Annotated in this window: 11 protein-coding genes; 7 read left to right on the plus strand and 4 right to left on the minus strand. The window is 68.5% G+C overall.

Annotated elements, in window-relative coordinates; genetic code table 11:
• Nucleotides 1–3: 3 nt before the first annotated feature.
• The 3 genes from ABNF93_RS16115 to ABNF93_RS16125 are packed head-to-tail and all read right to left on the minus strand — an operon-like array spanning nucleotide 4 to nucleotide 4011.
• A complete protein-coding gene (locus tag ABNF93_RS16115) occupies nucleotides 4–1800 on the minus strand; it encodes an ABC transporter ATP-binding protein (protein WP_349328881.1) in 1797 nt (598 codons plus the stop codon).
• Entirely contained in the window at nucleotides 1797–3635 is a 1839-nt protein-coding gene (locus ABNF93_RS16120; protein ID WP_349328882.1) for an ABC transporter ATP-binding protein, read from the minus strand. Before ABNF93_RS16120 ends, ABNF93_RS16115 begins: the two co-directional genes overlap by 4 nt.
• A 1-nt stretch (nucleotide 3636) precedes the next feature.
• Complete coding sequence (locus ABNF93_RS16125; protein WP_349328883.1) at nucleotides 3637–4011, minus strand: VOC family protein; 375 nt, start codon at nucleotides 4009–4011, stop codon at nucleotides 3637–3639.
• A 69-nt stretch (nucleotides 4012–4080) separates the two neighbouring features.
• Between ABNF93_RS16125 and ABNF93_RS16130 the strand changes: the two genes are divergently transcribed.
• The 5 genes from ABNF93_RS16130 (at nucleotide 4081) to ABNF93_RS16150 (ending at nucleotide 10433) form a co-directional block, all read left to right on the plus strand.
• Nucleotides 4081–5259 carry an ArsR/SmtB family transcription factor gene (locus ABNF93_RS16130; protein WP_349328884.1) on the plus strand — a complete coding sequence of 393 codons (1179 nt, stop codon included), beginning with the start codon at nucleotides 4081–4083 and terminating at the stop codon, nucleotides 5257–5259.
• 199 nt (nucleotides 5260–5458) lie between these two features.
• Nucleotides 5459–7033, plus strand: a complete 1575-nt coding sequence (locus ABNF93_RS16135; RefSeq protein WP_349328885.1) for an ABC transporter substrate-binding protein — start codon at nucleotides 5459–5461, stop codon at nucleotides 7031–7033.
• Nucleotides 7034–7081: 48 nt separating this feature from the next.
• Nucleotides 7082–8068 carry a carbohydrate ABC transporter permease gene (locus ABNF93_RS16140; RefSeq protein WP_349328886.1) on the plus strand — a complete coding sequence of 329 codons (987 nt, stop codon included), beginning with the start codon at nucleotides 7082–7084 and terminating at the stop codon, nucleotides 8066–8068.
• Between the two features lie 11 nt (nucleotides 8069–8079).
• On the plus strand, nucleotides 8080–8976 hold the full coding sequence (locus ABNF93_RS16145) for a carbohydrate ABC transporter permease (RefSeq protein ID WP_349328887.1): 897 nt from the start codon (nucleotides 8080–8082) through the stop codon (nucleotides 8974–8976).
• 71 nt (nucleotides 8977–9047) lie between these two features.
• On the plus strand, nucleotides 9048–10433 hold the full coding sequence (locus ABNF93_RS16150; protein WP_349328888.1) for a sulfatase family protein: 1386 nt from the start codon (nucleotides 9048–9050) through the stop codon (nucleotides 10431–10433).
• A 75-nt stretch (nucleotides 10434–10508) separates the two neighbouring features.
• On the opposite strand, the gene dgoD is transcribed toward ABNF93_RS16150, so the two are convergent.
• Nucleotides 10509–11657, minus strand: coding sequence for a galactonate dehydratase (gene dgoD / locus ABNF93_RS16155; protein WP_349328889.1), 1149 nt, complete (start codon nucleotides 11655–11657; stop codon nucleotides 10509–10511).
• 158 nt (nucleotides 11658–11815) lie between these two features.
• On the opposite strand from dgoD, the gene ABNF93_RS16160 reads away from it, so the two are divergent.
• Nucleotides 11816–12922: a glycoside hydrolase family 172 protein gene (locus ABNF93_RS16160; protein ID WP_349328890.1), complete on the plus strand. Its 1107-nt coding sequence runs from the start codon at nucleotides 11816–11818 to the stop codon at nucleotides 12920–12922.
• The gene (locus ABNF93_RS16165; RefSeq protein WP_349328891.1) at nucleotides 12919–13905 is read left to right on the plus strand and encodes a carbon-nitrogen hydrolase family protein; all 987 of its coding nucleotides are present in this window, start codon (nucleotides 12919–12921) and stop codon (nucleotides 13903–13905) included. The genes ABNF93_RS16160 and ABNF93_RS16165 overlap by 4 nt, the downstream gene beginning before the upstream one ends.
• Nucleotides 13906–13916 lie beyond the last annotated feature (11 nt).

A 13916-nucleotide genomic window follows, 5' to 3' on the forward strand; every position in this document is an offset into this window, starting at 1 on the left:
GCGTCAGCGGTACGCCTTGGCCTGGATGCCGTAGAGCTCGGCGTACGTACCGCCAGCGGCCATCAGGTCCTCGTGAGATCCGACCTCGACGAGTCGGGATCCCTGCAGGACAAGGATGAGGTCGGCCATCCGTACGGTCGAGAACCGGTGCGAGACCAGGATCGTGATCCGGCCGGCGCCAGCTCCGCCGCGCGCCTGCTGGGAGAAGCTCTCGAAGAGCGCGTGCTCGGTCTCCGCGTCGAGCGCGGCCGTGGGCTCGTCGAGCACCTGGAGCAGGGTGCCGTCCCGCATGAAGCCGCGCGCCAGCGCGACCTTCTGCCACTGCCCGAACGAAAGGTCGACGCCGTCGTCCCAGGTGGGTCCGAGCTGGGTGTCGAGACCGTCCCGTAGGCGGGCAACGACGTCGTCCGCTCCGGCACGGTGTACGGCGTCCTTCACCGCCGGACGGTCGTCCACGCGGGGGAGATCACCCACACCGATCGAGTGGCTGGCAGGAAACTCGAAGGTGAAGAAGTCCTGGTAGGCGCCGGCCATCCGCGCTCGCCATTCCGAGGCGGGCAGCCGCGCCAGGTCGACACCGTCGACGGTGATACGACCGCTCGCGGGTTCGTAGAACCGCGACAGTAGCTTCATCAGCGTCGACTTGCCCGCTCCGTTGTCGCCCACGACAGCGATCACCGAACCCGCCGGCAACGTGACGCTGACGTCCTCCAACGCCCACCGGTCCGTGCCGGGATAGCGGAAAGACACGTGGTCGAGGACGATGCCGTCGGAAAGCCGATCCGGTACCACGCCGTCCGCGGTGTCGCGATGCTCGTTCGCATAGGACTCGAGCCAGACCAGTCGCTGCGACGCGTCCAGCCACATGCGTACGAAGTCGGCTTGGCCGGCCGTCATCGCGACGTACTGGGAGAGCCGGCTCCCCGCGGTCACCACCAGCAGGACCTCCCCGGCGGTTCCGGACAGGACGGTCGCGGTCGCCACCACGGCACCGACGAGCGCGGCGGCGAAGAGGCACCAACTGGCGGCCTGCCACCACGCGGTGTGCCAACGGGTGCGGGCAAGCGGGGCGTACCACGACTCCCACGCCTCGCGACGCCGGCGCACCAGGTCGGGGCCGATCCGGGATAGGCGGACCTCCTTGCCTGGCGCCTGGGTCGTGCCGAGTGTGAAGAGATGCCGGTGCCGGCGTTCGTACGGCGCCACGTCTTCGTACACCCGCTGGGACACCGCGGATCGGCGGGCGGACACCCACACCGTCGGGAGGGCGAACGCCAGCAGCACCACCATGGCCGGATGGACCGACATCACCAGGCCCAGCGTGATCGCGAGGCGTAAGGCGGCACCGAGCATGCTGAACAGCGCGAGGAACATGTGGTCGAGCTGCCAGGCCTGCTCCTTCAACACCGAGAGCCGGTCGAGATAGTCCGGCCGCTCCTGGTGCTCGATGGTCGGGACCTGCGCCTGCAGCTTCGCGACGTGGCCCTCGAGTGTCGCGCCGACCCTCATCCGGAACGTCCGTTGGATGCGGCCCGCCAGCGTCTGCAACGCCCACGACCCGACGCCCGATGCGGCCAAGCCGACGCAGCCGGCAAGGATCTTGCCCTGGCTACCCTGCGAGAATCCATCGGCGAGCAACAGCAGCCAGACCGCGAACAGGCTGTCCGGTACCGCTTCCAGCAGCGCCATCCCGAACGACAGTGCGATCAGCTTCGGTTCGGCTTCGTACGCCAGACGCATCGAACGCCACAGCGTCGGCAGCGTGCGCGGGAGCGCCTGCGGCTCGGTGGTGGCGGTCACGCGTCCTCCCCCTCGGCGAAGCGGGCCGCCTGCAGGTCGAACATCGTCCGGTACCGCCCGCCGGCGGCCATCAGCTCCTCATGTGAGCCCAACTCGACGACGCGACCGCCTTCGAGCACGCAGATGCGGTCGGCGTGGCGCACGGTCGAGAACCGGTGGGAGACGAGGATCGTCGTCAGTCCTCGGGTGGCCACCAGGATGCGGTCGAAGACCTCCGCCTCACCGCGTACGTCGAGCTGCGCGGTCGGCTCGTCCAGGATCACCACCTGGGCTCCCTGCGCCACGGCGGCGAGCGCGCGGGCGAGTGCGACCCGCTGCCACTGACCGCCGGAGAGGTCGGTGCCTTCGGCGAACTGCTTCGACAGGACGGTGTCGAGCTCGGCCAGGTCCGCCGCGCCAGCCTGCGCCAAGGCCGTGCGTACGACCTCATCCGGGGCGCCAGATGGTGCGACGTTCTCGCGCAGCGTGAGCTGGTAGCGCACGAAGTCCTGGAACGCCGCGGCGATCTGGGCCCGCCACGAGTCGGGCGCGAACGTCCGCAGGTCGATGCCGTCGGCGCTCACCGTTCCTGACGTCGGGTCGTAGAGGCGGGCGAGCAACTTCACGAGCGTGGTCTTGCCCGCACCGTTCTGGCCGACGATCGCGAGCGACGTCCCGGCCTCGATCGTCAGGTCGAGACCGTCGAGGATCGGCCGGGAGTCCGCCCGGTAGGCGAACGACACGTCGTCGAACCGGATCTGTCGGGCCGGCAGCCCTTGTGCGGAAGCGGTTCCGGCCGGCAGGTCGCCAACCTCACGCATGGCCGGCTCCAGCCCGGCGACGACCGGCACCGGGCGTGACCCGTCCGCGAGCCACCAGTCGAACTCCAGCGTGGCCAGGGCGCTGACCCCGATCGCCGTTCCCGCGTACGCAATAAGCCGCGACAGGCTGAGGTCACCGCTCGACGCGGCCCGCGCCAGCGCCCACGCGACGATGCCGTTGCCGATCATGAGAACGAGCAGTGTGAGGCTGACCGAACGCTCCTTGAGGCGCGTGGCCTGCAGCGAGATCTCGAGCAGTGCCTTGCGCCGGTCGGTGAACCGGGTCGCCGTCCATTCGGCCAGCCCGAACAGCCTTATTTCCTTGGCCGCCGGGGAGTCCACCGCCATCCGGTACGCGTAGTCGGCGTGCCGCTGGTGCTCCCTCACCTCGTCGGAGCGCCAGTCGTTCCACGCCAAACTGTCGCGCAGCAGGATGTGCGGTGAAAGCCAGACGACGAGCAAAACCAGGCCGGCCCACCAGCGGAACCCACACAGGACGAGCGCCGAGACGATGCCGGCGCCGAAGCTGACGAATCCTGACCCGATGTAACCCATGCAGACGCGCAGCGCGGGCGAGGTGATTCCCAGGTCGAAGTCACGGGCGAGGCTGAAGTCACTCGCCAGGTCGGGGTCCTCCAGGTGCGCGATGCCGACCGGACTCACCGCCGCGGTCGCCAGGCGGTCCTGGAGTGCGGCGGCGGTCCGGTCCCCCAGGTTGGTCGCGAGTTCGGTGTGCAACGGACCGAGAACCTGCAGCAGCGCGAAGAGCGCGCCCACCGCCGCCAGCGGCAGCCCCAGTGAGCTGCTTCCCTCGATCGATCGGGCGCCGGCGACCGATCCGACCAGCCAGCCGATGGAGACCGCCAGCGCCGGGGGCAGTGCCGCGCGGACGACGATCAGCGCCCACCACGCGGCGGCCAGCCGGCGGTCCGCCTGCCAGATGGCGCGGAAGAGCAGCTGACACTCGGCCGAGTCACGGAGCCGAGCCCACCACGAGGCCGGGACCGCGCCGGTCGGCTGAGCCGCGACCGCCACCTCAGGAACCCGACGGTGGCAGCGGCGCGCTCAGCGTCAGGCCGTAACCGTCGGGGTCGAGAACCCCGGCCTCCCGGACGCCCCACGGCTGGTCGTTCGGCTCGGTGCTGATCCGGTACCCGGCCGACCTCAGACGCTCGACGATGCCGTCCACGTCGTCGACAGCGAAGTAGCCAAGGTAGTGCGGCGGCGACAGGTCGTGGCGCTGGTGCAGGAGCAGCCACGCACCCTCGGGATCGCCCTTGGTGGGCAGGTGCAGGGCGATGTCGCCTTCGGAGGACTGCCGCTTCAGCCCGAGCGCGTCTTCGTAGAACTGCGCCGATCTCTCCAGGTCGGCGCAGAAGATCACCAGTCCGTCGAACGCCAGAGTGCCCACTGCGGCCTCCTTTCGCCGTACGCCGACGCCACCGTGGCGTGCGAGTTGCGCAATGCGCATAATAGGCACATGAGCGGACCGGTGCCAGACCTCGCCGATGCGCGGCCAGCTCCACTACTGCGGGTCGCGGAACCGACCCTCGCCGCGACCATGCCGACCGCGATGCTGCTGGTCGACTACGCGCTGGCCTGGAAAGCCATGCCCACGCCGGAGTTGCAGGCCCTGGCGGAGCAGGTGCCGGCCGACACCGTCGAGGAGAGCTGGCCGGTCCGGGCGGCGCTGGCGCACGGCGCCGTCCTGCGCGCGGTTCTCCTCCACCACCTTCCTGCCGAGCACGCCGGGCACACAGACTGGCCGTCGCTGCGACGCTGGATCGCCGATTGGCCGGACGAGTTCGTGCTCGGCCTGATCGACTGGGGCGTGGACTCGGTGATGCACTACGGCAAACCACCGCGCGATCCGGCGCCGACGGCGGCGAGAATCACCTTCCTGTCTGCGCCCTCGCCGGCGATGCGCCGGGACGCTGCCGAGGTCCTTCGCGCGTGGAATGTTCCGAACGCCGCCGAGCGAGCGAACGAGTTGCTCGACGCCACGACGTTTCGATCTGCTCTGCTCAACCTGCTCGACGTCATCTGGGACGGCTGGCTCGACCGGGTCTGGCGCGAGTCACTCGACGCCATGCGTACGGCGGTCGCGTCGACACCCTCCCCGCCGCCGGGCTGCGGCGGCGCGCAGTGGATCAGCATGGTCACCGGACTGCGGCCCGACGAGCAGTACGCCGCCGCCGCCGAGGCCGCGACCGAGCTGGTCGTGATGCCCTCACCCGGCCTGGGCCGGAGCCTGTCGCTCTTCGCCGACCAGACCACGTGGGTGCTCTTCACCCCACACCGCGAACCGCCCTGGTCGGCGACCACCACATCGTCGGGTCGATCCGCTGGTACGACCGTGCGTACGAACGGAGGCGAACGGACCGGCATCTCCGTCGGCCGGCTGGCCGCGTTGGCGCCGACCATGCATGCACTCGGCGACCGGACCCGGCTGGCCATCACCCTGCACCTGCTCGACAACGGGCCACTCACCATGCAGCAGCTCGCCGACACGCTGGAGGTGCACCAGAGCACGATCTCGCGACAGGTCACCGCACTGCGGCGGGCCGGAATGGTCACCGTCCAGGACGACCGGCGCATCGCCGTCGACCGCGACGCGATCCGCCAAACGTGCCAGACCCTGCTCACGGCCCTGGACTGAGCGGCCGGGCGCCTGTCCAGGTGTGGTCACGCGACGGCCCGGCGATGGTCCGGTCGAGGCCTTGACAGGTCCCACGGATCGGAGCAACCTACCCAGCGAAACGTGAAGTTAATCGTATAACCATGCGATGTCAGACTCGCCGGATATCTCGATCGTTCCAGCCGCCGGGCACGGTGGCTCGTAGGACCAGGAGTGGGCGATGGGCAGGAACGGACTACCGATCGGTGGCAGACTCTCGCGGCGGGACGTGCTCGTCGCCCTGGGTGGTGCAGGCCTGGGAATCGGCCTGATGGGGTGCGAGGTCGTCACCGATCCGAATGCCGGCGGCGGCCCGCAACGCAAGAAGCCGGCGCGAAGGTACAACATCCCCGACAGCGGTGCGAAGCTGCCGACCGGCGAGGTCACGTTCCAGTGGATGGACAGCGGTGACCTGAAGGCGATGTTCGAAGAGCCGCTGTTCCGGGCGTACGAGAAGAAGCACACCAACATCACGATCGACTACCAGGACTCACCCTGGGAGCGGATCAACGAGGTGGTGCCACTCGGCGTCCGCAACGGCACCGCACCCGACGTGTTCGCGCAGCCGAACAACGTTCCCGTGCAGGTGATGGTGAACGAAGGATGGGTCGCCCCCATCGACGACCTCATCCCGGACTTCGAGACCTGGAAGAAGGGATTCCCGGACAACGCCTTCATCTCGGGCGTGCACATCTTCAACGACCGCACCTACGCCTGGCCGGTAACCTCGAGCAAGCGCTGGGGACACCTGCTGATGTACGACCGGGAGTATCTCGACCAGGCCGGCTACGACCCGGAGAGCCAGCCACTCAGCTGGGACGACTTCCGCGCGGCGGCGAAGAAGGTCACCCAGCAGGGCGGAGGCGACTACTACGGTCTGATGCTCGCCGGTACGGCGATCAGCGGTGTCGCGACCCGCCTGGCCGAGTTGGCCGGGCTCCGCGGCGATGCGGGTTCGGGGATCGACTGGAAGACCGGCGAGTTCACCTTCACGGCACCGGAGTTGCTCGACGCCTTCGAACTCCTCTTGGCGATCAAGTCCGACGGCAGCATCTTCCCCGGCTTCCTCAGCCTGGCCGACGCCGACTCACGCGCGCGGATGCCCCAGCGGGTCGCGGGCATGATCTTCGACGGTCCGTGGGACATCCCGGAGTGGCCGGCGATCAACCCTGACTACGACTTCGGTGTCGCGATGCCGCCGAGCCCCACCGCGGGCGAGTGGGCGCCGGCGTCGTATCAGGAGGTCGGCTCCAACCAGGCGTTCGTGTTCGCCGACGGCAAGCACAAGGAGATCGCGGGCGACCTGTTCTCCTACATGGGCAGCCTCGAGGGTCAGACGAACATCGTCACCGCGTCCGAGGGCAACCTGAGCTCGTTGATGCCGGAGGCCAACGAGCGGGCCCGGCAGACCAACCTGCTCACCGGCCGCGCCAAGGCAGGTTGGGATGTCGCCAACCGGCTGCTCCACGCCGCCCCGATGGTGGCGGTACGCAACCCCGACACCGTCCAGGTGATCCTGGAACAGAAGCCGGTGCAACCAGCGTTGGTCGACATCGCCCAGGGCATCTTCAGCGGCCAGGTCGATGACGTCAAGGCGGCCTTGCGCGACCTGTACGACCGCAGCAACCAGGCACTCGACGACGCGATCGAGGCCGCGCAGGCCAAGGGTGCGGAAGTCTCCCGCGACGACTGGGTGTTCCCCAACTGGGACCCCACGAAGGACTACACCCCCGAGATGTACGACGAGTTGGCGTGAGCGACGTGCGGCGTGCGCGACCCGCCAGCTCCTGCCCGGAGGTCAGCGATGGCGGTCACACGCGACACCCGTGAGCTCGCCCGCGCGGGACGCGGCAGCTCGAGCGGGACCTGGCAGCAGATCCTCAAGTCCCGTTGGTGTTATCTGTTCATGGTCCCGTCGCTGGTGCTGGCGGGGATGTTCACGTTCTATCCGATGGTGATGTCGTGGTACTTCTCGTTCCTGAACTGGACCGGGTTCACCGCGGACAAGACCTTCGTCGGACTCGACAACTACCGCGAACTGGTCGACGACCCGCTGTTCTGGGACGCGTTCGGCCGTTCGTTCCTCTTCGTCCTGGTCGCGGTTCCGGTCCGGCTGGTGTTGTCGCTTCTCGTCGCCATCCTGCTCAACAACCAGATGCTCAGGCTCGCTCCGGTCTTTCGTACGTTCTTCTTCCTGCCCGTCATCACCACGGCAGCGATCGTCGGCATCGTGATGACGTTCGTGCTGAGCCCCTTCCAGGGTCCGATGAACCAGGCGCTGACCGGACTCGGGATCGTGCCAGCACCCGTCGACTTCCTCGGCAACCCCGACACCGCGTTGTGGTCGGTCATGGCCGTGGAGGTCTGGAAGAACTTCGGTATCACGATGATCTACTGGCTGGCCGCGCTGCAGACCGTGCCGAAGATCTACTACGAGGCGGCGAAGGTCGACGGTGCCAGCAGGTTCCAACTGGTGCGTTACATCACCGTTCCGGTGCTGCTGCCCTTCGCCGCGATCATCACCCTGCTCACCGCCAACGCCACGTTGCATGTCTTCGCGATCGTGCAGGCGATGACCAAGGGCGGGCCGTACTTCTCGACGCAGGTGATCGAGGTCTACATCTACCAGACCGCCTTCGCCGCCGACCAGGCCGGCGGCGTGCCCCGGTTGGGTTACGCCTCAGCAGCCGGCTGTCTCTTCGGCGTCGTCGTCATGCTGATCGCAATCCTCCAGGTCTACGTCGCCCGCAGGGCCGCGCAGGCCAGATCCCAACTGGTGGGCGGCGGGTGAGAGGAGGACACATGGTGACCCTCGACAGCCAGGCCGGCCAGCGTGCGCCGACCACGCCGCGCCCGAGGCGGACCCGCGGGCGCATGACCACCTGGCTTCGCACGACCCTCATCTCCGCGGTGCTGTTCGCGGTCTGCTTCGTCTGGATCTATCCGTTCCTGTGGATGGTTTCCTCGTCGATCAAGACCAACGCCGAGATCTTCGCCGGACTGAGCCTGTTTCCCAAGGCGATCCGGCTCGACAACTATGTCCGTGCGTGGAATGACGCCCACATCGGGGACTACTTCTTCAACACGGTCTTCGTGACGGTCATGTCCATCATCATCTCCGTGCTTGCCGTCTCGATGATGGGCTATGTGCTGGGGCGCTACCGCTTTCCTGGCAAGAAAGTCGTCATCGGCCTGCTCGCGGCCGCCATCTTCCTGCCAGAGGGTTACACGATCATTCCGGTCTTCGACCTGATCAACAAACTAGGTTTGCAGGACTCGCTCTGGGGCATCACGCTGGCCGAAGCGGGCGGGGCACACGTGGTCGCGACGCTGCTCTTCGCCGGCTTCTTCAGTCAGCTGCCGAAAGAGCTCGAGGAGGCCGCGATGATGGACGGCGCCGGTTTCTTCCGGATCTTCTGGCAGGTCTACCTTCCACTGGCCAAGCCGGTGGTCGCGACCGCGGTCATCCTGCAGTTCATGCACTCGTGGAACGACTTCCTGCTCCCCCTGGTGCTCACCCTCAACCAGCCGGAGCTGCGTACCTTGTCGGTGGGAATCTACTCCTTCCAGGGTGAGTACTTCACCGACTGGAGCGGCATGGCCGCCGCCGCCACGATCAGCCTGCTGCCTATCATCGTGCTGTTCCTCTTCCTGCAGCGCTACTTCGTCGAGGGCGTCGCGGGAGCCGTCAAACAGTGAGCCCATCCCACAGTGAGCTCATCCCACAGTGGGCCCATCCCACAGTGGGCACAGCGGAGGTGCCTGACCACATGACGGGAACGAACGTGCTCATCCTCAAGGACGACGAGCACGGTCCCAGAATCGCTTCCACCGCGGGGCATCCGTTCGTCCAGACGCCGAACCTGGACCGGTTGGCGGCGCGTGGGGTGGTCTTCGAGAACGCCTACTGCCCGTCTCCGCTGTGCTGTCCGTCGCGGTCGTCGTTCATCTCGGGTCGGCCGGTGCACGAGATCCAGGCCTACAACAACTCGATGGTCATCGACCGACCCAACTACCCGTCCTACGGGCGGCTGCTCGACGAAGCCGGCGTGCACACCGTCCACGCCGGCAAGGTCGACGCCTACCGCCCGCCGCACGAGCTCGGGTTCAGCGAGATGCTCGGCGCCGACTACCGTGCCGACGGCGACGGTGAGATCAGCCGCGAACCCCTTGCCCTGCGGGGCGATGCACGCCAGCGCGCGCGTGGCGTCGGCGTCGTCGACGACCCGTTCCGCGCCGACAACCGACGGATGGCAGACGCGCTCGACTTCCTCGACCGGTCCACCGACCTCGGCAAGCCGTGGACGATGGAGGTCAACCTGATCGCGCCGCACTTCCCGCACCGCGTCACCCAGGAGCTGTGGGATCTCTACGCTGGTCATGACGACCTGCCGGAGTACGACGTGACGGCCACGCCCGCCCAGCATCCGTACGCCGAAGACCTGCGGAAGCACTTCGGCACGGACGTGTTCACCGAGGAGGCGACGCGGGCGCACCGCCGCGCCTACTACGGACGGGTCACCTGGGTCGACCGGCAGCTGGGGATTCTCCTCGACACACTCGAACGCACCGGCCAGCTCGACCGCACCGTCGTGGCGTTCACCTCCGACCACGGCGAGATGCTCGGGTTGTTCGGCATGTGGTGGAAGTGCAGCATGTACGACGACTCAGTACGCGTGCCACTGGTCGTCGCCGGACCCGGTTTCCCGTCGGGCGTACGCGTGCGCACTCCCGTGTCCCAGCTGGACCTCAACGCCGCCGCCTTCGCCGCGGTCGGGGCATCGCGACCGCCGGACCTCTCGGGAACCCCCTTGCAGCAGGTGCATCCGGACGATCCGGACCGGGCGGTCTTCGCCGAGTACCACGGGCACGGCACCCGGGGCAGCTCCTTCATGATCCGTCAGGGGCGTTGGAAGTTCCTCCACAACGCCAGGGCACCGCACCAGTTGTTCGACCTCGACGACGATCCGTTCGAGTTGCGGAACCTCGCCACGGACGCGCCGGATGTGGTGCGTACGTTGACCGAACGCCTGCGCGAGGAGTTCTGCGACCCGGATCTCGAGCAGGATCGGGCGGAGGCGTTCATCCAGCGTCAGCTCGCGGCGTTGGGAAGCAGCGGTTCCACCCCGCGTAGCCGGGTTCCCACCGGATCCTGATCGCCGCCCGACCCAGCGCTCGGCCAACGAGACCCAGCGCTCAGCCAACGAGACCCAGAGCGCGGCAAACGAGACTCAGAGCTCGGCGAACGAACCGTCCGGGTGGCGCCAGGGAGTGATCCGGTACCTGTGGCCCTCCCTGTCCGCGCGGCGCACGGCTTCCTCGTCCACCTCGATGCCCAGTCCAGGAGCGGTCGGCCTGGGGATGTGCCCGTCGACCAGCCGGAAGACCTCGCAGTCGACGAAGTCCGCCAGGAGTTCACTTCCGCCGTCGTGTTCGATCCCGAGGGCCTGCTCCTGGATCAGGAAGTTCGGCGTCGCGAAGTCGACCTGGAGTGAGGACGCCAGGGCGATCGGTCCGAGCGGACAGTGCGGGGCAAGGGTGGCGCCGAAGATCTCCGCGAGACTGGCGATGCGGCGTACCTCCGAGATGCCGCCCGCGTGCGAGAGATCGGGCTGCACCACGGTGATGCCGGCCTCGAGCACCGGCAGGAACTCCGCGCGGGAAAACAGCCGTTCGCCGGTCGCGAGGGGAATGACCGTGCCCGCCACGATCCGTGGCAACACCTGACCGTGCTCGGGCAGCACCGGTTCCTCGACGAACAACGGGTCGTAGGGCTCCAGACGGGTGAGGACCCTGCGCGCCATTGCCGGGGAGAACCGGCCGTGGAAGTCGACAGCCAGGTCGCGGTCGTCCCCGAGCGCCTCGCGAACCGCCGCGACCCGCGCCACGATGAGACGGGTCTGGCGCGGGGTGTCCACCGCACCGAGAGTGTGTGGTGCGCCGAGCATCTTGACGGCCGTGAGGCCCGCCTCGGCAGCGGCCGCTGCACGTTCGGCGATCGCTTCGGGGTCTGCACCGGCGATCCAGCCGTACACGCGTACGCGGTCGCGGACCGGCCCACCGAGCAGCTCGTGCACCGGCGCGCCACGCACCTTGCCGGCGATGTCCCACAGCGCCTGATCGACACCCGCGAGCGCACTCGACAGGACCGGGCCACCGCGATAGAAGCCACCTTTCGACAACACCTGCCAGTGGTCTTCCGTACGTAGCGGATCGGCACCGACCAGGAGTTCCGCCAGCTGGTGCACGGCCGTGCGTACGGTCTCGGCCCGACCTTCGAGGACGGGCTCGCCCCATCCGACGACGCCGTCGTCGGTCTCCACCCGCAGGAACAACCAGCGCGGAGGTACGAGGAACGTCTCGACCCTGGTGATCTTCATGAGGGGTGAACCGCCTTGTCTGAGGGGGGTTTCGGATGGACCCGGTGAGGACCTGGAACTCGACACTACGGCGACAAGACTCGCGCGGAACCGCAGCAGGATCTCGCGTAGCGTTCATCTGCGGGAAGTCTCGGCCACGAAGGGACATGGAACCGTCCATGCTGTACGAACTGAAGGATCTGCGGAGCCGGGCGGCGACGGCGGAGAACCGGACCGCCGCTCCGGGCGCCGGCGGCCAGGCGGGCGGCGGGCGGAAGGGGTCACCCTGCCTGTCCCCGCTGGCGCGGGGAGCGACGGCGACCCTGCTCGACCACACCGGGCCGGGCGTCGTCCGCCACATCTGGTGCACGATCCCACCCGGCAACGTCGACCACCTGCGCAACACCATCCTGCGGATGTACTGGGACGGGCAGGCACACCCCAGTGTCGAGGTGCCGCTCGGCGACTTCTTCGGGGTGGCACACGGCCGGCAGGTCGAAATGGGTTCGACCCTGCTGTCCATGCAGGGCGGCAAGGGCTTCAACTGCTGGATCCCGATGCCGTTCCGCGAGCACGCGCGCATCACGGTGGAGAACGAGTCCGGCTCCGACGTCCCGATGTTCTTCTACCAGGTCGACTTCACCGTCGGCGACGACCTGGACGAGACCGCGGGGGCGTTCCACGCGCAGTTCAGGCGGAGCAACCCGTGCCCGCTGCACCAGGACTTCGTGATCCTCGACGGCGTGGAGGGGCGCGGCGTCTACCTCGGCACGGTTCTCGGCGTCCGCAGCATCTACCGGGACTGCTGGTGGGGCGAGGGCGAGGTGAAGTTCTTCCTCGACGACGACCGCGAGCACCCCACGATCTGCGGCACCGGCGCCGAGGACTACATGGGCTCGGCGTGGGGCCTCGGGAGGGTCTCCACGCCGTACCAAGGTGCACCCCTGGTCGACGGCGACACCGGTCTCTACTCGATCTACCGCCTGCACGTCGCCGACCCGATCCACTTCCGGCAGCGCCTCGCGGTGACGATCCAACAGATCGGGTACGGAGACTACGAGAAGGCAAGGGAACACTTCGGGGACGACTTCACCGGCTACCGGGCGGCGGGGGCGCCCGACGGTGACCCGCGCGGCATGTTCGACCTCTCCGACGACTACTGCAGCGTGGCGTACTGGTACCAGTCCCTTCCCTCCCGGCCGTTCCCGACCCTGCCCGACCGAGCGGCACGACTGGCGGACCTCGCACCGGTAGGCGCCGACGCGCCGGCACGGTCCGACGCGTGAGCGCCGGGCGCCGGTCGACGGCGGGCGACCTTCCGCGCAAGGTGGTCGTCGGGACGACCGTCTTCGGAGCGGCGGCCCCCTATCCCGGCCTCGCAGGCCGGGCGGAGGAGCTTGCGGCGCTGGTGGACGAGATGGCCGCCCGCGCGATTGAGGCGTGGCCGGAACGCGGCCTCGACCTCGCCGTCCTCCCGGAGGCCGTCCTCACACCGAACGCCGACCAGGCGTCGGACCGGTCCGTCCGGCTCGACGATCCCGCCGTCGACCGGTTCCGCGGCCTCGCCCGTCGGCACCAGACCTACCTCCTGCTCCCGCTGGACCTGGCCGAGGACGGCCCGGCCGGTCCGTCGTACGCCAATGCCGCCGTGCTCCTCGACCGGCGCGGCGAGGTCGCGGGGATCTACCGGAAGGCGCATCCAGTCAGTGTCGTCGGCTGTCCCGACGACGAGGGCGGAGTGACACCTGGCGCCGACTTCCCGGTCTTCGCGTGCGACTTCGGGGTACTGGGCGTCCAGATCTGCTGGGACGTGGTCTACGACGACGGCTGGGCCGCACTCGGCGCCGCAGGGGCGGAGATCGTCGCGTTCCCCAGCGCCTCACCCGCCACGGTCCGCGCGGCCGCGCACGCGGCTCGGCACCGGTACTTCGTGGTGTCGAGCACCCCACGCGACAACGCCACGGTGTACGAACCGACCGGTCTCGTCGCCGCCCGGATCCACGACCACGGCACCGTGCTGGTCCACCGGCTCGACCTCAGCCACGCCGTCCTCGGCTGGTCGCCCGCCCTGCGAGAGGGCAACGCACTCCGGGAGAGGTTCGGCGACCGGGTGGGGTTCCACTACGACGAGCGCGAGGACATCGGCCTGTTCTGGTCCGAGGACGACACCACGACCGTCGAGTCGATGGTCGCCACGATCGGCGCGGAACAGATCGACGCACAGATCGCCCGCAATCTCCGCCTGCGGGCCGCGCCTCCTGAGGTGTAGAGGCGGGTAGC

It is taken from the genome of Actinopolymorpha sp. B9G3, from assembly GCF_040120725.1.
GTDB lineage: Bacteria > Actinomycetota > Actinomycetes > Propionibacteriales > Actinopolymorphaceae > Thermasporomyces.